Below are 21,777 nucleotides of genomic sequence, written 5' to 3' on the forward strand. Positions count from 1 at the left end.
ACTCGCTACGACAAGACCCGCGAGTCCTACCAAGCCGCCGTCACCATCGCCTCAATCCTGCTCTGGATCTGACCTTTGAAGACGATCTCTAGGGCATGGGGCCGAGATCGCCCCGCAGGAGGGTCTGGACGATCGGGGGCCGCCCCCAGAGGGCCAGGAGTTCGTTGACGACGGCCCTGGCGGGCTCCACGTCCCGGTCGCCGTGCACCTTGACCGCGGCGGCCGACAGACCTCGCGGGACGGCTCCCGCGTCGAGGAGGACGCGCCATTCTTCCGGGCCGACCTCCAGGTACTCCAGCGCGGTGAGTTCGGCGATCTCCAGCGGGTCCGCGAGCGTCCCCGGATAGGCGACGAGCGTCCGCAGCCGGGGCAGGCCGACGACCGGGACGAGGCTGAGCGGCTTGGCGTCCCACGCGCCGATGGACAGCACCTCCAGACCGGGGTGCGCGGCGGCCTCGATGCTGGGCAGGCTGCGGATGTTGACGTGCGCGACGGCCGGCGGCCGGTCCTCGAAGGCGCCGTCACGATGATCGCTGGGCCGGTCCGTCACGAGGTCGGTGAGCGAGTCCGCGACCAAGGAGGCACCGATGTTCCCCTCGTGGCCGATCATGATGATCTGCCCGACGTGCCCGCGCGGGCCGGGCGTCAGGTCGACCGCCAGCCGGTCGCCACCGCCGTTGTCGCCGAAGACGATCCAGCCGGGAGAGCCGACCAGGCCCTGGACGGCGGCGTCGGGAGGGGTGACGACCGCCTCCATCGCCGCGAACCTCCAGGAACACGGGCGTGACGACGCGTCGGCTATGTACAGGCTGTCCAGCGGGAAGAGTTCGCAGCCGACCGCCATGGACTCCCGTACCGGTGCCTCGTGGTCGTCGCCCCAGTCCTCCCACAGCGACCGTGTCACCCGGTAGAGCGCCTTGAGCTCCTCGGGCAGGACGACGCCGAGGCGCGCTTCCGCGCCCGCGATCTCCGTCTCGGTCGCGCCGATGGCCTCGGGCAACCGCTCACGGAGTGTCCGCTCCAGCAGGGCCGCGTCGGCCGAAGCGGCCGCCACCGCCCCGGGCACCGGGTCGGGCAGACAGCGCCAGGGCTGCGGAACGGCGCCCTCGACGAGGAGGAGCGCGCCCGGACCCGGGCCGAGTCCGGACTCCACGGCAGGGCTGGGCGCCAGCAGGCGGACCGCGGCCTCCCCGGTCGGTGTCAACTTCGTGGTGAACGAGATGCCGTCGAGTCCGGCCTCCGCGAGCGCGTCGCGCACCCGCTGCACCGCCTCCGTCTCGGCCCGCGTGTCCGCCGCCTGCGCGGCCGTGAGCGCCGGCCGGCGCAGAGGCAGACTCCAGTCGTGCCGGCCGATGCGTCCCGTCACGCGCAGGGGTGCGGAAGCGGTCGCTTTCCGGGCGCTGCCGTCCCGCAGCAGCCGCAGCACGGGATCCCAGGTCGAGAAGTCGTGCAACGCGTCCGGGGAAGGGATCTGATCAACCATGCGCAGACCGTACGCGGGGCCACTGACATCGAGGCGCCAGGGCCCCGCCGCGAGCCCTCACTCCTGCCGCAGGCTCGTCACCAGGTCGCGGGGCAGACCGTGGGTGTCGTGCAGGTAATGGAAGTCCTCCTCCCGGAGCGGGCCCTGGAACCGGGGCCGGGCAAGCACCTCCCGGCCGCGTTCCATGAGCCGCCCGAACCGGTGTTCCTCCTCCAGCAGCAGCCGACGTACCCGGCCGGGCTCGGCCTCCTGCCGGAAGCGGTCGAGGGTGTGCGAGACCAACTCGTCCGGCAGGTCTCCGAGACTGCGCGACGGATCGTCCCGCCACAGCACGGTGAGTACCCGCCGTACCAGGCGGCGCAGCACGTAACCCCGTCCGGTGGCGGCCGGGAGGACCCCGTCGCCGACGACCACGACGGCCGAGCGGAGGTGGTCGTAGACCAGGCGGAGCGACGGTTCGTCCAGTGACCACAGGGACGGCACGATACGCCGCCAGGGGTCGAAGACGTCGCACTCGAACACCGACGACTTGCCCTGCAGCAGCGAGGCGAGGCGCTCCAGGCCGAGCCCGGTGTCGACGTTGCGCTGGGGAAGCGGCACGACGCGGCCGTCGTCGAGCCGGCGATGGCGCATCATCACGTGGTTCCACACCTCCACCCAGCGGTCGTCGCGGGTGGGTGTCGACCGGGGCGGGGTGTCACCGGTCCACAGGAAGATCTCCGAGTCCGGCCCGCACGGGCCGACCGGCCCGTTCGACCACCAGTTGTCCTCCACCGTGAGCTCCACGGGCACCCCGCGCTCCTGCCACAGGCGCAGCGAGGCGGTGTCCTCTCCGACCTGGTCGTCGCCGCCGTACACGGTGGCGTGCAGCAGGCCCGGATCGACGCCAAGCCCCTCGGTGAGCAGCCGGTGGCCCCAGTCGAGGCTCCGGGAGCCCCCGTAGTCGCCCAGCGACCAGGTGCCCAGCATCTCGAAGACCGTCAAGTGGGTGCTGTCGCCGACCTCCTCCAGGTCGGTGGTGCGCAGACAGCGCTGTACGTTGACCAGCCGCCGGCCCAGTGGGTGCGGGCGGCCCTCCAGATACGGGGTGATCGGATGCATCCCGGAGGTGGTGAAGAGCACGGTGTCGCCGGGTGGCGGCAGCAGTGACGACCCGCTGATCCGGCGATGACCGTGTTCCTCGTAGTACTCGACGAACGTGCGGACGACGTGCTCCGTTTTCATGAGGGTGACTCCTTCGCGTCGCAGCGGGAGAGGCACCGGAAACGGGACCGCGTGGTCGTCAGGCAGAGGCGAGGACGTCGGAACGCCACGGGACCACCGGCGGGCCGTTTCCGGTCGCCGGTGGGGGAGAGGAGAAGGTCAGGCGGCGGCAACCGGCGAGCTGGTCGCTCGCGCGGTCGCGTGGACGTTTCGGCCGATGACGTTCATGCCGGAGAAGATAACGCGTTCGCCCGCTCCGGGCACCTGAATATCCCGCCCCTGGGTCGCGACCGCGGTCCGGTGGTACACGGGCACTCGCCGTCGCGCCGGTCACCGGGCGGCTCTCCGGCACCCCGGACGTCCCGGCTCTCCGGCACCCCGGACGTCCACGACTTGATAGGCAAGTGATTGCTTGCCTATTCTGTGGTCGTGGCCGACGACCTCTTCAAAGCCCTGGCCGACCCCACCCGCCGTACCATCCTCGACGAGCTCGCCGAGAAGTCCGGACAGACACTGTTCGAGATCTGTTCGCGACTGAGCATGAAGCATCAGCTCGGCATCTCGCGGCAGGCGGTCTCCCAGCACCTCGCCGTGCTGGAGGCCGCCGGGCTGGTCGAGACCAGGCGGGAGGGCCGCTACAAGTTCCACGAGCTGAACACGGCTCCGCTGCGGCGGATCACCGAGCGATGGCTCGTGCCCGACACGCCCCAACCGGAAGAGAGCACCCCGTGAAGATCCATCTGACCAGCGTTTTCGTCGAGGACCAGGCAAAGGCCCTGCGCTTCTACACCGAGGTTCTCGGCTTCGTGAAGAAGCACGACGTGCCGGTGGGGGAGCGGGACCGGTGGCTGACCGTCGTCTCGCCCGACGAGCCCGGCGGTACCGAACTCCTCCTGGAGCCCGCCGGTCACCCGGCCGTCAAGACCTACCGCGACGCACTCGTGGAGGACGGCATCCCGCTGGCCCAGTTCGCCGTCGACGACGTGCGGGCGGAGTACGAGCGCCTGCGCGGCCTCGGGGTTCACTTCACCCAGGAGCCGTTGGAAATGGGCCCCGTCACCACCGCCGTGTTCGACGACACCTGCGGCAACCTCATCCAGATCGCGGCACCGGGCACGGACGCGCGGTCCTGACGGACGGCCCAGGAGGCGGTCACCCCCGCCGGGCCACCCGGCGCGCGCCTGTCGTCCGCGGTGGGGACCCCCGGATGAGCCGCCCCTGCCTCTGATCGCTCCGGCTTCCGAATGCCTGTCTTCGAGGCGAATGAGAGACTTGGACCGTCCGACTTCTCGAGGCGCCGCCGCGAGGACTGGCGGATCGGATGGCCCGGGAGTGGTCGATGTTCCGCAAACGCCCCGCACCAGACGGTGAAGAGCTGCTGGCCAGGCTGGCATCGCTCACCACTCGGGCACGCGAGCTCGCCGAGCTGCGCCGGTCCCAGGTGGAGCTGGCGATCGCGCTGCAACGCGACATGCTTCCCGCGGACCTGCCCGCGGTACCCGGCTTCCACCTGGCCGCCTGCTATTCCCCCGCGTACGCCGGGCTCAACGTGGGCGGCGACTGGTACGACGCCTTCGTACTCCCGGACGGCCGGATCGGCCTCTCCGTCGGAGACGTCCAGGGCCACGCCATCGACGCGGCGGCCTTCATGGGACAGATCCGGGTGGGCCTGCGGGCGCTCGCCTCCATGACGAGCGAGCCCGGCGACCTGCTCGCCTGTACCAACGACCTTCTCCTCACCCTGGACAAGGATCTCTTCGCCACCTGCACCTTCATGCGCTTCGACCCCGCCACCGGCGTCCTGGAGAGCGCCCGGGCCGGTCACATCCCCTGCGTATGGGCCACGGCGGACGGCAAGGCGGAGGTATCCGAGGACGAAGGGGGACCGCCGCTGGGCGTCCTGAAGGGGACCGAGTATCCCGTGACCAGGTACCGGCTCACGACGGGCGGAGTCTTCGTCCTGCTCACGGACGGCGTGGTGGAGGGGCCTTCCCTGAGCGTCGACGAGGGGCTCGAACGGGTCGTACGGCTGGCGGGCGTCGCCGCCGTCGCGGGAATGGAGGCACACTCGCTCGCGGCCGCCGTGCTCAAGAACGCCGAGCTGGTGGGGCACGAGGACGACGCGGCCGTGCTCGTCGTCGGTCATGACGGGCGTGCTGTTACGCCGTAGGGCGGGACGACGCACGGCTCGCCTCGCTGACGCGGCGGCGTCGGTGTCTGATGGCTGCTGTGGTGGGTATCCGTGCTTGGCCGCGACCGATCGTCCTCGTCTGCGAGACGCTGCTCGTCGCCGTCTGCTATTACGCGGCGGGACGACTGGGGCTCTCGCAGCAACTGGTCGCGGACGGTGCGGTGGTCACCCCCATCTGGCCCCCCACCGGTGTCGCGGTGGCCTGTCTGCTGCTGTTCGGACTGCGGTGCGTACCCGGTATCGCCGTCGGCGCCCTGCTGGTGGTCGCCTCCCTGACCGCTCCCCGCCTGTCCGCTGCCGGGGTCGTCATGGGCAACACCGTCGCGCCCGTGTGCGCCCTTGTGATGTTGCGCGCGGTGGGATTCCGCGTGAGTCTGAGCCGCTTGCGCGACGGTCTGATGCTGGTGTTCCTCGGAGCGCTGACCGCCATGCTGATCAGTTCGGGCGCGGGCGTCGGCATGCTCGTCCTCACGGACAAGATCGCCAACGACGACGTCTGGCTCGTCTGGCTGGCCTGGTGGGTGGGTGACGCCATGGGCGTCGTGCTGGTCACTCCACTGCTGCTTCTGCTGCACCGGGCCCGCTGGCCGCCCCCGTCCGGCCGATGGGTCGAGGCCGCGGCGCTCACCCTGGTCGTGTGCGTCCTGGTACCGCTGGTCGCGTACAGCTCGGTCAGCGTCCTGTTCCTGGTGTATCCGCTGCTGATCTGGGCCGCGCTGCGCTTCCAGCTGGCGGGCGGCATGCCGTGCGCGCTCTTCGCCTCCGTGATGGCCACCGTCGCGGCCAGGGAGGAGGCCGGTTCCTTCGGCGTGCTGACCGACATCGAGACGATGATGAAGCTACAGGCGTTCAACGGGACGCTGGGCCTGACCGCTCTCCTGCTGTCGGCCGTGATCACCGAACAGATCAACACCAGACGGTCGGTCGAACGGGCCTGCCACGAGTTGGTCGAGGCGTTGCAGCATCTGAACGCCGGGGGCCCCGGAAACACGGGGTCGTCCGGGGGAGGCAACCGGTGAGACAGGGCGGTGGGCGAGAGGGATCAGCGCTCGCCCAGGACACGCCGGGCAGCCTCGGCCTCCGCCGCCGGCGGGGACAGCTCGTCGAGGGTGTCGAGGTCGGTGTCCGCCCGCAGTTCCCGTTCCCAGTTCTCCGCCAGCCGTTCCTGTTCCTCGCGAGGCTTCGCGGTGACGGCGTCCCGGTGCTCCGGGTCCAGAGCCGCCAGGAAACGTCCAACCGGGTCCGTCGGCATGGTCGTGCTCCTCATCGTGGGGGAAGGGCGCCGCTTCCGGCCCAGGATGGCCCGACGGGTCCGCGGCGGCCGCTCGACACGGCCTCCGGCCATCCTTTTGGCCCCGTGGTGGCAAGCGGCGCGACCTCACCGCGCCAGGAGATCCGCCGGCCGCCCGGCCCCACCGGCCGGCATGTGTACAGCCGACGGCGAAGCCTTTGCCCGCGGTCAGGCCTTCGGGACCGTGAGCGCGACGAGCTCTCCCAGGACGCGGGCCGCCGGTGCCGGGTCGACGAGCCACTTCAGGTGGCTGCCGCCGAGGGTGCGGACGTCGTACGGGTTGTCCGGCGTCAGGGCGTTGCCCTCGCGGATCAGCCGGTCCTGCATGGCGAGGGGCATACTCGCGTCGTCGGCGAGGCGCACGAAAGTCTTCGGGACGCGGCCCCACGCCGCCGCCTGCGCCCGGTCGGCGGAGGTGCCGACGTCGAGGTTCTCGTCCGGCTGGAAGGTGTTCAGGAAGGTCAGGAACTCCTCGTCCGTGCCGTCGGCGAGGAAGGCGGCCTTGAACGCCGCGAGGGCGTCACGGTCGGCGGTGCGGAAGTTGACGCGCAGCAGACCGAGCTCCGCCGGGTTCCCGGCCATCGCCAGGCCGAGTGAAGCGGCGTCGACCGTGGCCATCTCCGGTTCGCCGTAGTAGTCGTTGACGTCCAGGTCGACGGGGCACCAGGCGGCGACGTAGACGATGCGGTCGATGAGGTCCGGGCGTGCGTTGGCCGTGGCGGTGGCCGTGAAACCGCCGCGGCTGTGCGCGACGAGGATCACCGGTCCGTTCTCCTTGGCCCGTTCCAGAACGCCGATGAGGTGCGCCACGTTGTCGGCGAGCGTGACACCCTTGATGGAGCCCGGCGCGGTGGCGAGCCCTTCGAGATCCTGCGGCGCCTGGTAGGCGCGCGAGTAGCTCGCCGCGAAACCGTGACCGGGGAGGTCGACGGCGACCGAACGGTGACCGAGCAGGCCGAGTTCGGCCTGGAGCGGTGCGAAGGAGAAGGAGTTCGCGAAGGCTCCGTGCACCAGTACGAACGTCGGCTGCATAGGTCTACTCACTCTCTGGCCCCCGTGGGCGGCGAACAGTTGCCCGATATGCCAAGGACCCTATGTAGCGGAAGATCATCCGTGCAACCGGTTCGCGGCCATCCGTTCGCGTGGCGGGATCAGCGCACGGCGGACTCCGGGCCGCCCCGACCGCTCCTTCGACGCCGCCCGCACCCCGGCTCCCGTACGGACGTCGCCGCGGCAGGCGACGGCGTCCTGGGGCGGTGACCGAGGGGCGGCACGCCCGGAGTCCGTGCTCCTCGCACGGAAGTGGTCAAGCCGTCACGCTTCCTCCCGGGCCGGCGCCCGGCCGTCGAGCGAGATGCCCAGCCGTTCGGCCACGGTGGTGAGGGCTGTGCCCAGCGGAAGCGCGACCCGGGTCAGGGCGTGCCGGTCGCCCCGTGTCGGGTCCCGGTTGACGATCAGCACCGGCTTCCCGTCCTGGGCCGCCTGACGGACGAACCGCAGCCCGGACATCACCGTCAGCGAGGAGCCCAGTACCAGCAGGGAGGACGACTCGCGGACCAGCGCGCGGCAGTGCTCGACCCGCCGGGGCGGAACGGCTTCGCCGAAGAACACCACGTCCGGTTTGAGGATGCCGCCGCAGACCGTGCACGGCACCACACGGAAGTCCCCGACCTGCTCGTCGGTGAGGTCGGCGTCACCGTCCGGGTTGATTCCCGCGGCCACTGGCTCGAAGCCCGGGTTGGCCTCCTCGAGCCGCCGGGCGAGTGCACGGCGCGGACCGAAGGCACCGCAGGACAGGCAGACGACCCGGTCCAGGCTTCCGTGCAGCTCCACGACGCCCTCGCTGCCGGCGGCCTGGTGCAGGCCGTCGACGTTCTGGGTGATCACCCCCTGGAGCAGGCCGTGGTGTGCGAACGCGGCGACGGCCCGGTGCCCGGCGTTGGGGCGGGCGCGGCCGAAGGTGCGCCAGCCGAGGTGGCTGCGCGCCCAGTACCGGCGTCGGGCCCGAGGATCGGCGGTGAAGTCCTGGTAGGTCATCGGGACGTGCCGGCTCAGGCTCCCGCCCTCGCCCCGGTAGTCGGGGATGCCCGACTCGGTGGAGATGCCCGCCCCGCTGAGCACCAGCACACCGCCGGTGCGCAGCGCGTCGGCGACCGGCTCCGGATCGGTGGTACCCGGCGGCAGGTCCTCGGCAGGGGTCCAGCTCAGAGTGGGGCGCATGCGCATGCCGCCAGGGTACGGAACGGCCCGCCCGCGGTCCGGCCCACCGACGCGCGGGGCGGGTTCCGGCCGCCCACGTGGCCGGCCCGTCGGCGCCCCGTCGGCGGTGCGCCGCCGGCAGCGGGCCGCGGCACACTCGGCGGTGCTCGGACAGCCGCCGCGCACCGCGAGCCGGGGGCGCCCGTCGCGGCGTGCGGGCGGCCGCCGGACGGTCCCCGCCGCCGGGCGGTCCTCGCCGCCGGGCGGTCCTCGCCGCCGGGCGGTCCTCGCCGCCGGGCGGTCCTCGCCGCCGGACGGTCCTCGCCGCCGGACGGCCCCCGTGGTCACGGCAGCGGCGTGCCACCGGTCGCGTTGAGAATCTCCGCCGTGACGTAGCCGGCCTCCTGCGAGGCGAGGTAGACGTACGCCGGCGCCAGCTCGGCCGGCTGCGCGGGACGGCCCAGTGGACTCTGCTTGCCGAACTCGGCCGTGTCCGGCAGCGTCGCCGGGATCAGCGGGGTCCACACCGGTCCCGGGGCCACCGCGTTCACCCGGATGCCCCGCTCCGCGACCATCTGGGCGAGCCCCTGGGTGAAGGTCACGATCGCGCCCTTGGTCATCGCGTAGTCCAGCAGGTGCGGACTGGGCTTGTACGCCTGGACCGACGTGGTGTTGATGACACTGCCTCCCTCGGGGATGTGCGGCAGGGCGAACTTCGTCAGCCAGAACATGCCGTAGAGATTCGTGCGCACGACCCGGTCGAACTGCTCCGTCGGGATCGCCTCGATGCCGTCCGGCTGGGCCATCTGGTAGGCGGCGTTGTTCACCAGGACGTCGATGCCGCCGAACTCCGCCACCGCCCGGTCGATCAGCGCCCGGCAGTTCTCCTCCTCACGGATGTCGCAGGAGACGGCGACGGCCTTCCGACCGGCGTCCTCCACCAGGCGGGAGGTCTCCCGGGCCTCGTCCTGTTCCTGCGCGAGGTGGGTGAACAGCACATCGGCACCCTCGCGCGCGAAGGCCAGAGCCACCGCCCGGCCGATGCCGGAGTCACCGCCCGTGACGACGGTCCTGCGGCCCACCAGACGGCCCGACCCGCGGTAGGACTCCTCGCCGTGGTCGGGCGGCGGGTCCATCGGCCCGGTCCAGCCGGGGTGCGGCTGGTCCTGCGCGGCGAAGTCGGGGCGGGGGTACTGCTCGGTCGGGTCCTGCTGGTCACGCTGATCGTCCGCCACGTCGGCCTCCTGTGTCTCGCGGGACGAGGTCAGCGACCGTGTTCCCTGGCCGGCCCGTCCGAAAAGCCACCCCACCCACCGGCGAGCCCGGTCGGGCGTCGTCGCGCGTCCGCAGCACGCCGCCCCGGGTCGCGAACCGCTTCGGTGACGGCGGCGCCGCGCCACCGGAACCCCCTTCCCGGCGCGGAGCACGGACGTGAGCGTCCGGCAGCGGCGTCGGCGGACTCCGCCCGGGTGGCGAGCCCGCCCGGAGTGACGTCCCTCCGCGTGGCCTGCCGCGTCCGCGGCGGACTCGTGCAGTACGACGGCTACAGCAACGACGCCCGGTCGTACCCGCCCGACCACGGCGACCGGAGCTCGAACACCTTCGTCGACGTCAATGACGCCCCTCGCTCCCGGGAGTGCCCACCATGCCGACCCCCACCACCCGGCGCCGGAGTTCCGCCTGGCGCCCCGGAACGAGGTCCCCACGCGCGCTGAGCGGCACGGTGTGCCTGCTCGTCCTCGCCGGGACGGCGTCGGCCACGGCTCCGGCTCCGGCCGTCGGCGCCGCGTCCACGCACGCCCTGTTCTCCTGGCGTCCGGACCTGTCCCCGGCCGGCGCCGACGACGTCAACGTCGCGTACGAGGCGGGCGCCCTGCGGGTGCGGGACGGCTCCGTCACCCCCGCCTCCCTGGGACGGGACCGTGGCTACGCCTCCGCCGTGCTGGAGGCACACCGCGTGGACCGGCCGGTGAACCGGGTCTCCGCGGACCTCGACGCGACGGTGCCCGCGGCCGCGAGCGTCGAGGTCGACGTACGGGGACGGGCGGCCGACGGGACCTGGACCGAGTGGCGCCAGGTGGCGACCGGCACCGCGGTGGACCTGCCGCGTGACGTCCTCGACGTCCAGGCCCGGCTCACCCTGTGGAACGCCGGGGGCGGGGCAGCGGCGGCCGTGAGAGCCCTGACGCTGACGGCGGACGACATGGGCAGCGCCCCCGCCGGGCCCGCGCCGAAGGCGGTCTCCGCCTTCTCGGCGCGGGTCTACGCCACCCGCGTCGGCCTGGTCGGGCACACCACGGCCAACGGCCACGTCATCCGCGAGAACGACCACTTCGTGGCCCTCCCCTCGCGAAGGGCCCTGTCGCCCAAGGACAGCGGCCAGTACTCGGTACAGGTCTGCGGGCCGGTGCGCTGCGAGACGGCGCCGGTGTGGGACGTCGGCCCGTGGAACACGCACGACGACCACTGGAACCCCTCCGCGCAGCGCGAACAGTGGCAGGACCTGCCACGGGGCCTGCCCCAGGCACAGGCGGCCTACGAGGACGGCCACAACGGCGGACGGGACGAGTTCGGCAGGCAGGTCGCCAACCCGGCCGGCATCGACCTGGCGGACGGAACCTTCCACGACATCGGCCTCGACGACAACGGCTGGGTGACCGTCACCTACCTCTGGACCGGCGGTGACACCAAGTCGTTCCCGACCCGGGGCACCGACGTGAGCGTCCGGCAGCAGCCGACGACCGCCTCCACCCGCGTGGCGATCCTGCCCGGAGCCACCACCGTGCGGGTGCGGTGCCAGGTCCGCGGCCGGCTCGTGAACCACGCCGGCCGCGGCAACGACGCGTGGTCCTGTCTGCCCGACTACGGCGGCCACGTCTCCAACGTCTTCGTCGACGCCGCCGAATCCCGGCTCCCGGGCGTACCCGCCTGCTGAGCCCGCGGACGGCTCCGGCGGGCGACCGGTGGCGCGGACCGGGCGGTTCCCACTCGGTACCGCCTCCCACAGGGGGCCGGTGCGGCGTGCCACGTCCACCCGGTCCCACGCGGTCTCGGTGGACTCCGCTCGAAGTACCGCGCCCGCTCCCGCCAGGGGCGCGGTCGTCGGCCGAGTCACCCCTCGAAACCCAGCACAATGACCGCATGACCGCTACTTCCGGAACCCGTGCCGACGACGAGGGCGGTCTCCTGCGGGTACGTCTTGCCGCGGCGGTGACAGCCCTGGTGATCGCCGGCGCCGGAACAGGGCTCAGGACCGTGGCGTCGGGAGACGTGGCCAAGTACGGCGGAGACGCCCTCTACACCCTTTTGGTGTTTGCCCTCGTCATCCTGGCGGCGCCCCGGGTGACGCCGCCGAGAGCCGCCGCGGTCGCCCTGGCTGTCAGCTGGGGTGTCGAGTTCTCGCAGCTCAGTGGCGTGCCGGCCGATCTCTCCCGGCAGAGCGCGGTTGCCCGCCTGGTCCTCGGTTCCACATTCAACGCACCGGACCTCTTCTGGTACGCGGTCGGCGCGGCCACCGGCTGGCTCGCCGTGCGCCGGACGCGCGGGCGTCTTTGACGGTGGCGGACGCGGCGGGGGCGGCACCGCGCCGCGGGTGGCGCGGCCACCTCCGTCCTCGCCGCCTCCTGAGCCGCTACGACAGCGGCTCGATCCAGATGTCGCGGTACCGCACCTTGTTGCCGTGGTCCTGCAGTCGGAGCGCACCGGCCGTCGGGGCCTCCTGAGCGCCCCCGGCGGTCGCGCCGCCGAGCGCCACGTCCTTGTGCACGGTCACGCCGTTCCACACCACCGTGACGCGCGCGTCCTGCGTCTTGACGCCCTGGTCGTCGAAGCGCGCCGCGCGGAAGGTGATGTCGTACGTCTGCCAGGTGCCCGGCGGGCGGGCCGCGTTGGCGTCGGCGGCCTTCTGCTGGTAGATCGCGGCGGCCTCGTTGTCCGCGGGCGTGGTGTCACCGAACGAGTCCAGGATCTGGATCTCGTAGCGGTCCTGGAGGTAGATGCCGCTGTTGGCCCGGTCCTGGCCCGTGACGTCCGGGGGCAGCTCGGGCAGCCAGAACTCGGCGTGCAGCTTGAAGTCACCGAACGCCTGCTTCGTGCGCAGGTCGCCGCAGCAGACCTCCATCCCGCCGTCCGTCAGCGGCCACTGCGCGGTACGGCCGTCCGTCTGCTGCCAGGCCGCTCGGTCGGCGCCGTCGAACAGGACGATGCGCTCACCCTGGGGGTGCACACTGATCATGTCGAGATTGACGTGTCCGGTGTCGCCCTCGTCCACCCGGTAGGTGATGGTGTTGGCGCCCTTGCGCAGCCTCAGCGACTCGCTCCGCGTGGACCAGTCGTCCCAGCCGCCCGTACTGAGCAGGCTCGACTGCTTCACCTTCGTGCCGTCCACGTACACGCTCACCGTCTTGGTGCCGGTGAAGGGGTTCGGCCCGTTCGCGTACCGCAGGGCCACGTTGTAGGTGCCCTTCTTGTCCACGTCGACGGTGAACGAGGTGGCCGCGCCCTGGGTGCCGTAGCCGTCCACGAAGCCGCTGCCGGAGTAGCCCGTGTGGTCGGTGTTGACGCCGGCCCCGCCGGAGCGCCGCGCCTCCTCCGCCTCGTACGACGTCGTCGGGGGCTGCTTGCCCGGCATGGCGTTGAGCGTGTACCAGGCTTCGGTGCTCCACAGCGTCTCGCCCTCGGCCGAGCTGAACGGACGCGGTGAGCGGACGTGCACCACACGGTCGGGCTTGAGGCCCGCGATCCGCAGCGTGACCTTCTTCCGGTCCTCGGACAGCCGTGCGGAGGTCACGGCGAGGGTCTCCTCGTCGACCTTGGGACCGCCGTACGCCGGTGTGGGCACGTAGCGCCACTGCTCGACCCGGTAGCTCTCGGCGAGCTTGTCCGCCGTCTCCTGGGACAGCGGCCGGGTGTACTCGAGCTCGAAACCGCCCCGCTCGGCGCGCATGGCCCGGATGTCGAACGCCTTGCCGCCGTTCGGGGCGAGCTTCTGCAGACCGTGGGTCAGCTTGCCCTCCTGGCCCCAGTTGCCCCCGGCGCCCAGGCCGCCCGCGTAGATCGCGCCGTCCGGACCCTGGGTGATGCGGTTGACGCCCGCCTCGAGGCCCTGGGTGTGGCGGAAGACCGCGCCCTGGTCCCTGCCCTTCACCTTCTCCAGGAAGGCGCGCTGCAGTCCGCCGTAGGTCACGTCGCCGAACAGCATCTGGCCGGCGTACGGGCCCTTCTTCAAGAGGATCGGGGTGCTGGGGGAGTTGGCGATCTCGTTCTGCGGCAGCCACAGCACCGGTTCGGTCACCGGCTGGTCGTCGAACGGGCCGGCCGGGTTGGTGTAGTGGTTGAAGAAGCGGTCGGGCTTGATGCGGACCAGCTTGGAGGCCGGGAGCCAGCCGCCCTGGTTGTCGGCGACGAAGAGATCGCCACCGGGGCCCCAGCCGATGCCGTTCGGGGTGCGCAGGCCGCCGGCGAGGTAGGTCACCTCGCCCGTCTTCCTGTTCACCTTGATCGTGGTGCCGCGGTTCGGCGCCGGCTGCGGATTCGTCGTCGCGCCCCCGTAGTCGATCGCGACGGAGAGGTTGAGGTAGAAGTGCCCGTCGCGGTAGAGCAGGCCGAAGGCGAACTCGTGGAAGTTCCCGCCGTACGGCCAGGTCGCCACGGTGCGCCGCGCGTCGGTGACGTCGTCGCCGTCGGTGTCGCGCAGCTCGGTGAGCTCGTGCTTCTGCGACACGTACAGGGCTCCGTCGAGCGCCTTGATGCCCATGGGCTCCTTGAGGCCGCTCGCCACCTTCTTCACCGTCACCTTGTCCGGGCCGGTCGCGCCGGTGACGTTGTCGAGGAGGTACACCTCGCCCTCGGTGTTGTCGGTGCCGCCCCACGTGGTGATGGCCATTCGGCCGTCCGGGAGCCAGTCCATGCCGGTGACCTGGGGTTCGAAACCGTCGGGCCGCAGGTCCGTCAGTGTGTAGTCGGGATGCACGCCGTCCAGCGGCAGTCCGTCGCCGGGGGTGTCGGTGCCGCTCTCGCACTGCTTGCGGCCGGGGGCCGTGACCCGCACGACGTCGGCGTCGGTGCTCAGGGCGGAGTTCGGTACGAGGGAGAAGCCGGCGGCGCCGGGCGGCTTCCACTCCAGCGTCACCCGCTGGTCGTTCGCCCGGTCGAAGTGATCGACGCGCAGGGCGTGGTGACCGGCCGTCAGGGTGGCCGTGCCGTCCTTGGGCTCGGCCGCGTGGAGACCGTCGTGATCGATGACCGTCCGGCCGTCGATGGTCAGGCGTGAGCCGTCGTCGCTGGTCAGACGGAAGGTGTAGGCCCCGTCCTCGGGTGCCTCGATGTTCGCGATCACTTGCGAGACGAAGTTGTCACCGACACCGAAGTCCTCGGCCGTGGAGAAGTCGATGACGGGCATCAGTTTGTCGACGTTCGGGGTCTGTCCGGGCTTGAGCGCGCAGATCTCGTTCATCGGCTGTCCGATGTCGAAGACGCGCAGTGTGACGCCCGGTTCCTGCGGTGGCAGGTCGTCGGCGGCACCTGCGGCGCCTGCGGGCGCCGAGCCGAGGCAGCCGAACAGGAACGACACGGCGACCAGACCCGCCAGTCGTCCGCGAGTTCTGGAGCGGGACCGTGAACTCATGCATCCTCCCCGGGGGCCACCCGTGAAAGGGCCGCCCATGACGGTGGTACGGGACGACGAGGTGGTGCGGTCGGCGTCCTGCCGACCCGAAGTGACGCGTGGTGTGTGCGAGATGCCTGGAATCGACCGGGCGTCGCATACCCTAGAAGCCTTTTGCCGATCGCGTCTATAAGTTTGTCATCAGTGAGTACAAACTCTGTTCGCCGATGGGCGAAGAACGCTGATCTCCGGCCGGGTTTCCCCTTCGATGAACATAGCGGCCGCGCGCGGGGCCGGCGCCTCCGGCGTCCCGAGGGACGCGGCGGGGCCTCAGCGCCTGGGCAGGCTCGAACCGCGGACGACCAACTCCGGCTGGAGCACGACGTGCTCGTGACGGTGCTCGTCCGCCCGGTCACCGGCTTCCTGGAGCAGCAGGCCGGCGGCCATGGCGCCCATCGCGCGTGCGGGCTGGCGGACGGACGTCAGCGGTACGGTCGCCGCCGCAGCGAACTCGATGTCGTCGTACCCGACGATGGCCAGGTCGTCGGGGACCTTGACCCCGGCCGTGTACATGAACTGGAGAACCCCGAGGGCCAGCAGGTCGTTGGCGCAGAAGACGGCGGTGGGCCGCTCCGCCAGACCCAGCAGCCTGGCTCCCGCGTCACGTCCGGCGGACACGTCGAGGCGGTCCGTGGGGATCTCCCGCAACGCCGTGGAGGGCAGGCCGGCCCGGGCGACGGCCTCCAGTGCCCCGGTCCGGCGATCCTGCACCTGCCTCAGGTGCGGCGGACCGCTGACGTAGGCGATGGAGCGGTGCCCGGCGCCGGTCAGGTGACGGATCGCCAGGGCACCGCCGGTGACGTCGTCGACCGAGACGGAGCAGCCCTCCTCGTCGCCCGCCACCCGGTCCACGAGCACGTACGGAATGCCGTGCCGCCGGAACTCGCCCAGGCTGCGCCCACTCGGGTCGGCAGGGGTGACCAGCACTCCGCGGACCCGCTGTTCGGCGAAGAGTTCGAGGTACTCCGCCTCCTTCTGCGCGCTCTGCGCACTGTTGCACAGGGCGACGGCGAGTCCCGCGTCCCGGGCCGTGCGCTCGGCTCCCTGGGCCAGGTCGACGAAGAACGGATTACCCATGTCGAGGACGAGCAGCGCCAGGACACGGCTGCGGCCCGCTCGCAGTTGCCGGGCGGACTCACTGCGCACGTAGCCCAGACGCGCGATCACCTGCTCCACATGACGTCGCGTCCGCTGCGACACACGGCCGGGCCGGTTGAGCACATTGGAGACCGTGCCCACGGAGACGCCGGCCTCCCGTGCCACGTCCTTGATCCCGACGGCCGGCGTGGGGTGCGTCATGCGTGTCTCCTGCTGTTCTGTCCCCCGTCCAAGGAGGCCGGTCCGGGGGAAGCGTTCATCCTGCGAAGCCGCGACTCCGGTTCACGCCAGATGGAAGACCTCGGTGAGAGGGCGCATGGCGGCATCGGGGGCCCGCCCGTCCAGTTCCTCGAAGAAGTCCGCCATTTCGGCCTGCCAGCGCGCGTTCACCTCCGTCGCCTCCATGGCCGCCCGGGCCGCCTCGAAGTCGTCGGTCTCGAGATAGCCGACGAGCAGGCCGTCCTCCCGCAGGAAGAGGGAGTAGTTGCGCCAGCCGGCTTCGGAGAGCGCGGCGAGCATGTCGGCCCACACGTCCTGATGGCGCTCGCGGTATTCGGCGACCCTCTCGGAGCGGACCTTCAGAAGAAAGCAGACACGTTGCATCGGACCACCCTGCTGCCGAGCGTGGGGCCCCGGTGATCGCCGGGGCCCCACGACTGTCGTGCGGATCAGAAGTCGTACTCGTCGATGTTGGCCTTGTCGAAGACGGTGGGCTCACCGGGGGAGACGACACCGTCCGCTCCGATGGTCATGGTGCCGAGGTCGCCGGCGGTGAAGGTCTCACCCTTCCGGCCGGTGATCTGGCCGGACTCGAGGGCGACCGCGACGTGGGCGGCGAGCGCGCCGAGCTTGGCCGGGTCCCACAGCTCGAACTCCTCGACGGTGCCGTTCTTCACGTAGGCGCGCATGTCGTTCGGGGTGCCGAGGCCCGTGAGCTTGACCTTGCCCTTGTACTTGGAGCCGGACAGGTACTGGGCGGCGGCCTTGATGCCGACGGTGGTGGGGGAGATGATGCCTTTCAGATCCGGGTACTCCTGCAGCAGGCCCTGGGTCTGCTGGAAGGACTTCTGGGCGTCGTCGTCCCCGTAGGCGACCTTGACGAGCTCGATGTCCTTGTAGGCGGGCTTCTTCAGCTCCTCCTTCATGACGTCGATCCAGGTGTTCTGGTTGGTCGCGGTCTGTGCCGCGGACAGGATCGCGATCCGGCCCTTGCCCCCGATCTGCTTGGCCAGCAACTCGACCTGGGTGCGCCCGAGGTCCTCGGCGGAGGCCGGGGAGACGAACACCTGGCGGCAGTCCTTGTTGGTGTCGGAGTCGTAGGTGACGACACTGACGCCGTTGCGCATGGCCTGCTTGAGGGCGGTGCACAGGGCGCCGGGGTCCTGCGCGGAGACGGCCATGGCGTCGACCTGCTGCTGGGTCAGGGTGTTGACGTAGCTGACCTGGCCGGCGGTGTCGGTGCCGCTGCTGGTGCCGACCTCCTTGTAGGCGGAGCCCAGTTCCCGCAGCGCCTTCTCGCCGCCCTTGTCGGCGGTGGTGAAGTAGGGGTTGTTGACCTGCTTGGGCAGGAAGGCGACGGTCAGGCCCTTCTTGGTCTTGGCGTCGGGGTCGGCCTTGCCGACGGCCGCGCTGCCGCCGTCCTTGGACGCGTCGTCCTTGGTGGTGCCGCCGCACGCGGTGGCGCCGAGCGCGAGCGCGGTGGCGGCGGCGAGTGCGAGGGTCAGACGTCGGGATCTGGCGGTGGTACCGGGCATGGGAGGTTCCTTTACCTGTGCGGGCGGGAGGTGGGGGAGAGGAGCCGTCCTGGCGCGGAGGGCCGGTCGGGAGGGGCCGAGAGGAGCCGGGGGGGGGAGGACTACGGACTGGGAGGAAGGACCGGGGACTAGGGGGAGGAAGGACCGGGGGACTAGGGGGAGGGGGCTGTCAGGGGCGGAGGAGCGGCCGTTCTCCCCCTGGCCCGTGCCTGGGAGACCCGCCTGCCGATCCGCGGCGCGAGAACCGAGATGACCAGCAGGACGCCGGTCGCCACGGTCTGGGACTGGGCGGAGACGTTCAGCAGACTCATGACGTTCTGCATCGTGCCGAGCAGGAACACACCGGCGACGGCACCGCCGAGCGTGCCCTTGCCGCCGTCGAAGTCGATGCCGCCGAGCAGCACCGCGGCGATGACGGACAGTTCCAGTCCGGTGGCGTTGTCGTAGCGGGCGCTGGCGTAGTGCAGGGTCCAGAAGACACCGGTCAGAGCGGAGACGACACCCGTGGACACGAACATGGCCAGCTTGAGCCGCCTGACCCGGACACCTGCGAAGCGGGCGGCCTCCTCGGAGGCGCCGATGGCGAACAGCGAACGTCCCAAGCGCGTGGCGTGCAGCACCACGACGGCGATCGCCAGCAGGATGACGAAGGGAACGACGGCGTAGGGGAGGAACGTGTCCCCGAACCGGCCGGCGCCGAAGTCCAGGTACTGGGCCGGGAAGTCGGTCACGGAGTCGGAGCCGAGCACGATCTGCGCGATACCGCGATAGGCGCCCAGGGTGCCGATGGTGACGGCCAGTGAGGGCAGCCCGAGCCGGGTGACGAGCAGGCCGTTGACCAGGCCGCACACCACCCCGAGCAGAACGCAGAGCGGAATGATCGTCTCGATCGCCATGCCGGCGTTCCACAGCGCGCCCATCACGGCACTGGAGAGGCCGGCCGTCGAGGCCACCGAGAGGTCCACCTCGCCGGAGACCACGAGCATCGCCATCGGCAGGGCGATCAGGGCGATGGGCAGGGTGTTGCCGATGAGGAACGACACGTTCAGGGCGTTGCCGAAGTTCTCCACGAAGGAGAACGAACAGATCAGCAGGACGACCAGCAGAACGCCGACCGAGGTGTCCCAGCGCACCGCTCCGCCGAGACGGGAGAGCACGGGAGACTTGACGGTGGTGTCAGGCATGACGGGCACTCCTCGACTGTGCGGCCTTCTTGCGCAGGGCTCCGGAGACTCTGAGCGCCAGAATCCGGTCGACGGCGATGGCGAGCAGCAGCAGGAAGCCGTTGATGGCGGTGACCCAGACCGAACTCACGCCGAGGGCGGGAAGCACACCGTTGATGGAGGTCAGCAGTACGGCGCCGAGCGCGGCGCCGTACACGGTGCCCGATCCGCCGGTGAAGGCGACGCCGCCGACGACCACGGCGCTGACCACGATGAGTTCGTACCCGCTGCCGGTGTTGGAGTCGACGTTGCCGAACCGGGCGAGGTACAGGGCGCCGGCGAGCCCGGCGAGCGCCCCGCACACCACGTAGGCCGTCATGACCCGGGCCCGGACCGGGACGCCGGCGAGCCGGGCGGCCTCGGGGTTGGAGCCCAGGGCGTACATGTCCCGTCCGCTGCGGTAACCGCGGAGGTAGTAGGCCACGACGACCAGCACGGCCAGGGTGAGCAGTGCGAGGTAGGGCACCACGGAGATGCCGTCGCTGCCGAAGTCCACGAAGCCGTCGGGCAGGGCGCTCGCCGTGATCTGGCGGGAGCCGACCCAGATCGAGTCGATGCCGCGGATGATGTAGAGAGTGCCCAGGGTCACCACCAGTGCCGGCACCTTGCCCAGACTCACCAGTGCGCCGTTGACCACGCCGAACAGCGCGCCGACCCCCACGGCCAGCAGCACGGCGACGAGCGGGTGGCCGCCGTCCTTGAGGTAGAGCCCCGCGGCGAAAGCGGAGATGCCCAGCACGGAACCGACCGACAGGTCGACGTTGCGGGTGATCACCACCATCGCCTGGCCGATCGCGACCAGCACGAGGATGGTCGCGTTCAGCATCAGGTCCCGGATGCCCTGCTGCGACAGGAACTCGGAGTTGGACAGCTGGGTCGCGCCGAGCATCACCACCAGCACGGCGATCACGGCCAGTTCACGGGCCTTGAACAGCTTGTCCATGAGCCGCCGTGCGGCGACGGACTCCGGTGGGACCTCCTGCCGTACCGGCTCGACGGTCGTGGTCATGCCGCCTTCCCCTCTCGGTCGGCGCGGCCGGTGGCGGCTGCCATCACGGTCTCCTCGGTCGCTTCCGCCCGGGGGATCTCCGCGGTCAGCCGGCCCTCGTGCATCACCAGGACCCGGTCGGCCATACCGAGGATCTCCGGCAGGTCGGACGAGATCATCAGCACCGCCACGCCGTCGGCGGCGAGTGAGGACAGCAGACGGTGCACCTCCGCCTTCGTCCCCACGTCGATACCGCGGGTCGGCTCGTCCACGATCAGCACCTGGGGAGCCGTGGCGAGCCACTTGGCCAGGACGACCTTCTGCTGGTTGCCGCCCGACAGCGTCCCCACGACATCGGCCAGGCGCGCGTACTTCACCTGGAGCCTGGTCGCCCAGTCCACGGCGCGGCTGCGCTCGGCCCGCCGGTTCATCAGCCCGGCCCGGGAGGTGGCCGCGAAACCGGTGAGGCCGATGTTCCGCTCGATGGACATGTCCATCACCAGACCCTGGGCGCGGCGGTCCTCGGGCACCAGGGCGAGGCCGGCGGCCATGGCCAGGCTCGGGGCTCCCGGGGGCAGCTTGCGGCCGAGCACCTCCACCTCACCGCCGTCGAACCTGTCGACGCCGAAGACCGCCCGGGCCACTTCACTGCGCCCCGCCCCGACCAGACCGGCGAGACCGAGGATCTCGCCGCGTCGGACGTCGAAGGAGACGTCGGTGAACACGCCCTCGCGCGTCAGCCGGCGCACGCTGAGGGCGGCCTCGCCGATCCGGGTCTCCTGCTTGGGGTAGAGCTCCTCCAGATCGCGGCCGACCATGCGGCGCACCAGGCCGTCCTCGTCCAGGTCGGAGAGGGGCTCACTGGCGATCCAGGCACCGTCCCGAAGGGTGGTGACCCGCTGGCACAGTTCGAAGATCTCCTCCAGACGGTGCGAGATGAACAGCACCGCCGCCCCCTGCTCGCGCAGCGTCCTGACCACCCCGAACAGCCGGGACACCTCGCTGCCGGTGAGCGCCGCCGTCGGCTCGTCCATGATCAGGACGCGGGCGTCGAAGGACAGGGCCTTGGCGATCTCCACCAGCTGCTGGTCGGCGATGGAGAGGCCGCGGGCCGGCTGGTCCGGATCGAGGGCGACACCGAGGCGGGCGAAGAGCTCGGCCGCGGCCGCCCTGACCGCACGGTGGTCCACCCTGCCCAGTGAGCGCCGGGGCTGCCGTCCGATGAAGATGTTCTCCGCGACGGACAGATCGGGAAAGAGCGTGGGCTCCTGGTAGATCACGGCGATCCCCGCGTCGCGGGCGTCCGCCGGGTTGTGGAAGTCCACCGGCCTGCCGTCGAGGAGGACCGTTCCGGTGTCCGGGCGGTGCACGCCCGCGAGCGTCTTGATCAGGGTGGACTTGCCGGCGCCGTTCTCGCCCGCCAGGGCATGGGCTTCGCCCGCGTACAGCCGCAGGGAGACGTCACGCAGGGCCCGGACGGCGCCGAAGGCTTTACTCACTCCCTCCAGGGCGAGCACCGGAGTGGTCTCCGGTTCGGGATGAGTCATGAGTTCTCCCCAGTACGTGTGCCGAGCGGGAACCCCGCTATGAAATGTTTCAAACGGGATTGCCGGGAAGCTAGCTTCAGCCCGTCCGGGGCGTCAAGGGTCCGGGTTCACGCGATTCCGGTGCCCGTGGTGGGAG

The 21,777-nt window shown here is 71.2% G+C and carries 19 protein-coding genes; 6 read left to right on the forward strand and 13 right to left on the reverse strand.

Translation table 11 applies throughout. The features are described 5' to 3' along the window. Positions 1–88: 88 nt before the first annotated feature. Positions 89–1,483 carry an SMI1/KNR4 family protein gene (locus ACZ4V1_RS34890; protein WP_468344851.1) on the reverse strand — a complete coding sequence of 465 codons (1,395 nt, stop codon included), beginning with the start codon at positions 1,481–1,483 and terminating at the stop codon, positions 89–91. 57 nt (positions 1,484–1,540) lie between these two features. Continuing rightward, complete coding sequence (locus ACZ4V1_RS34895; protein WP_468344854.1) at positions 1,541–2,707, reverse strand: alanine--tRNA ligase-related protein; 1,167 nt, start codon at positions 2,705–2,707, stop codon at positions 1,541–1,543. A 408-nt stretch (positions 2,708–3,115) separates the two neighbouring features. On the opposite strand from ACZ4V1_RS34895, the gene ACZ4V1_RS34900 reads away from it, so the two are divergent. The 4 genes from ACZ4V1_RS34900 (at position 3,116) to ACZ4V1_RS34915 (ending at position 5,896) form a co-directional block, all read left to right on the forward strand. After that, complete coding sequence (locus ACZ4V1_RS34900) at positions 3,116–3,418, forward strand: ArsR/SmtB family transcription factor (protein WP_468344856.1); 303 nt, start codon at positions 3,116–3,118, stop codon at positions 3,416–3,418. Further along, complete coding sequence (locus ACZ4V1_RS34905; protein ID WP_468344859.1) at positions 3,415–3,819, forward strand: VOC family protein; 405 nt, start codon at positions 3,415–3,417, stop codon at positions 3,817–3,819. The genes ACZ4V1_RS34900 and ACZ4V1_RS34905 overlap by 4 nt, the downstream gene beginning before the upstream one ends. A 206-nt stretch (positions 3,820–4,025) precedes the next feature. After that, entirely contained in the window at positions 4,026–4,856 is an 831-nt protein-coding gene (locus ACZ4V1_RS34910; RefSeq protein ID WP_468344862.1) for a PP2C family protein-serine/threonine phosphatase, read from the forward strand. A 50-nt stretch (positions 4,857–4,906) separates the two neighbouring features. After that, entirely contained in the window at positions 4,907–5,896 is a 990-nt protein-coding gene (locus ACZ4V1_RS34915; protein WP_468344865.1) for an MASE1 domain-containing protein, read from the forward strand. A 23-nt stretch (positions 5,897–5,919) separates the two neighbouring features. On the opposite strand, the gene ACZ4V1_RS34920 is transcribed toward ACZ4V1_RS34915, so the two are convergent. The 4 genes from ACZ4V1_RS34920 to ACZ4V1_RS34935 form a co-directional block, all read right to left on the reverse strand. Further along, positions 5,920–6,129, reverse strand: a complete 210-nt coding sequence (locus ACZ4V1_RS34920; RefSeq protein WP_468344868.1) for a hypothetical protein — start codon at positions 6,127–6,129, stop codon at positions 5,920–5,922. Positions 6,130–6,336: 207 nt separating this feature from the next. Then, positions 6,337–7,200: an alpha/beta hydrolase gene (locus ACZ4V1_RS34925; RefSeq protein ID WP_468344871.1), complete on the reverse strand. Its 864-nt coding sequence runs from the start codon at positions 7,198–7,200 to the stop codon at positions 6,337–6,339. Positions 7,201–7,482: 282 nt separating this feature from the next. Beyond that, positions 7,483–8,394: an NAD-dependent protein deacetylase gene (locus ACZ4V1_RS34930; protein WP_468344874.1), complete on the reverse strand. Its 912-nt coding sequence runs from the start codon at positions 8,392–8,394 to the stop codon at positions 7,483–7,485. A 317-nt stretch (positions 8,395–8,711) separates the two neighbouring features. After that, positions 8,712–9,602, reverse strand: a complete 891-nt coding sequence (locus ACZ4V1_RS34935) for an SDR family oxidoreductase (RefSeq protein ID WP_468344877.1) — start codon at positions 9,600–9,602, stop codon at positions 8,712–8,714. Positions 9,603–10,012: 410 nt separating this feature from the next. Between ACZ4V1_RS34935 and ACZ4V1_RS34940 the strand changes: the two genes are divergently transcribed. Together ACZ4V1_RS34940 and ACZ4V1_RS34945 are read left to right on the forward strand one after the other, a co-directional pair. Beyond that, positions 10,013–11,302 carry a hypothetical protein gene (locus tag ACZ4V1_RS34940; protein ID WP_468344880.1) on the forward strand — a complete coding sequence of 430 codons (1,290 nt, stop codon included), beginning with the start codon at positions 10,013–10,015 and terminating at the stop codon, positions 11,300–11,302. 206 nt (positions 11,303–11,508) lie between these two features. After that, positions 11,509–11,922: a ribosomal maturation YjgA family protein gene (locus tag ACZ4V1_RS34945; protein WP_468344883.1), complete on the forward strand. Its 414-nt coding sequence runs from the start codon at positions 11,509–11,511 to the stop codon at positions 11,920–11,922. Positions 11,923–11,998: 76 nt separating this feature from the next. Here ACZ4V1_RS34945 and ACZ4V1_RS34950 read toward each other — a convergent pair whose 3' ends face one another. From ACZ4V1_RS34950 to ACZ4V1_RS34980, 7 genes are all read right to left on the reverse strand, one after another. Continuing rightward, complete coding sequence (locus ACZ4V1_RS34950; protein WP_468344886.1) at positions 11,999–14,992, reverse strand: 3-keto-alpha-glucoside-1,2-lyase-like domain-containing protein; 2,994 nt, start codon at positions 14,990–14,992, stop codon at positions 11,999–12,001. Between the two features lie 309 nt (positions 14,993–15,301). Then, positions 15,302–16,330: a LacI family DNA-binding transcriptional regulator gene (locus ACZ4V1_RS34955; RefSeq protein WP_468344889.1), complete on the reverse strand. Its 1,029-nt coding sequence runs from the start codon at positions 16,328–16,330 to the stop codon at positions 15,302–15,304. An 81-nt stretch (positions 16,331–16,411) separates the two neighbouring features. Beyond that, on the reverse strand, positions 16,412–16,732 hold the full coding sequence (locus tag ACZ4V1_RS34960; protein ID WP_468344892.1) for an L-rhamnose mutarotase: 321 nt from the start codon (positions 16,730–16,732) through the stop codon (positions 16,412–16,414). Between the two features lie 65 nt (positions 16,733–16,797). Further along, positions 16,798–17,883: a rhamnose ABC transporter substrate-binding protein gene (rhaS, locus tag ACZ4V1_RS34965; protein ID WP_468344895.1), complete on the reverse strand. Its 1,086-nt coding sequence runs from the start codon at positions 17,881–17,883 to the stop codon at positions 16,798–16,800. A gap of 152 nt (positions 17,884–18,035) precedes the next feature. Further along, the gene (locus tag ACZ4V1_RS34970; protein WP_468344898.1) at positions 18,036–19,067 is read right to left on the reverse strand and encodes an ABC transporter permease; all 1,032 of its coding nucleotides are present in this window, start codon (positions 19,065–19,067) and stop codon (positions 18,036–18,038) included. Then, a complete protein-coding gene (locus ACZ4V1_RS34975) occupies positions 19,060–20,115 on the reverse strand; it encodes an ABC transporter permease (protein WP_468344901.1) in 1,056 nt (351 codons plus the stop codon). The genes ACZ4V1_RS34970 and ACZ4V1_RS34975 overlap by 8 nt, the downstream gene beginning before the upstream one ends. Further along, positions 20,112–21,641: a sugar ABC transporter ATP-binding protein gene (locus tag ACZ4V1_RS34980; RefSeq protein ID WP_468344904.1), complete on the reverse strand. Its 1,530-nt coding sequence runs from the start codon at positions 21,639–21,641 to the stop codon at positions 20,112–20,114. The genes ACZ4V1_RS34975 and ACZ4V1_RS34980 overlap by 4 nt, the downstream gene beginning before the upstream one ends. Between the last annotated feature and the right edge of the window lie 136 nt (positions 21,642–21,777).

The sequence above is a fragment of the Streptomyces sp. NPDC028991 genome (assembly GCF_055564775.1).

Bases quoted from the DNA above. Each gene is read 5' to 3' on its own strand.
- ACZ4V1_RS34890 (WP_468344851.1), bottom strand. From the start codon at position 1,483: ATGGTTGATCAGATCCCTTCCCCGGACGCGTTGCACGACTTCTCGACC.
- ACZ4V1_RS34895 (WP_468344854.1), bottom strand. From the start codon at position 2,707: ATGAAAACGGAGCACGTCGTCCGCACGTTCGTCGAGTACTACGAGGAA.
- ACZ4V1_RS34910 (WP_468344862.1), top strand. From the start codon at position 4,026: ATGTTCCGCAAACGCCCCGCACCAGACGGTGAAGAGCTGCTGGCCAGG.
- ACZ4V1_RS34915 (WP_468344865.1), top strand. From the start codon at position 4,907: ATGGCTGCTGTGGTGGGTATCCGTGCTTGGCCGCGACCGATCGTCCTC.
- ACZ4V1_RS34920 (WP_468344868.1), bottom strand. From the start codon at position 6,129: ATGCCGACGGACCCGGTTGGACGTTTCCTGGCGGCTCTGGACCCGGAG.
- ACZ4V1_RS34925 (WP_468344871.1), bottom strand. From the start codon at position 7,200: ATGCAGCCGACGTTCGTACTGGTGCACGGAGCCTTCGCGAACTCCTTC.
- ACZ4V1_RS34930 (WP_468344874.1), bottom strand. From the start codon at position 8,394: ATGCGCATGCGCCCCACTCTGAGCTGGACCCCTGCCGAGGACCTGCCG.
- ACZ4V1_RS34940 (WP_468344880.1), top strand. From the start codon at position 10,013: ATGCCGACCCCCACCACCCGGCGCCGGAGTTCCGCCTGGCGCCCCGGA.
- ACZ4V1_RS34945 (WP_468344883.1), top strand. From the start codon at position 11,509: ATGACCGCTACTTCCGGAACCCGTGCCGACGACGAGGGCGGTCTCCTG.
- ACZ4V1_RS34950 (WP_468344886.1), bottom strand. From the start codon at position 14,992: ATGAGTTCACGGTCCCGCTCCAGAACTCGCGGACGACTGGCGGGTCTG.
- ACZ4V1_RS34955 (WP_468344889.1), bottom strand. From the start codon at position 16,330: ATGACGCACCCCACGCCGGCCGTCGGGATCAAGGACGTGGCACGGGAG.
- ACZ4V1_RS34960 (WP_468344892.1), bottom strand. From the start codon at position 16,732: ATGCAACGTGTCTGCTTTCTTCTGAAGGTCCGCTCCGAGAGGGTCGCC.
- rhaS (WP_468344895.1), bottom strand. From the start codon at position 17,883: ATGCCCGGTACCACCGCCAGATCCCGACGTCTGACCCTCGCACTCGCC.
- ACZ4V1_RS34970 (WP_468344898.1), bottom strand. From the start codon at position 19,067: ATGCCTGACACCACCGTCAAGTCTCCCGTGCTCTCCCGTCTCGGCGGA.
- ACZ4V1_RS34975 (WP_468344901.1), bottom strand. From the start codon at position 20,115: ATGACCACGACCGTCGAGCCGGTACGGCAGGAGGTCCCACCGGAGTCC.
- ACZ4V1_RS34980 (WP_468344904.1), bottom strand. From the start codon at position 21,641: ATGACTCATCCCGAACCGGAGACCACTCCGGTGCTCGCCCTGGAGGGA.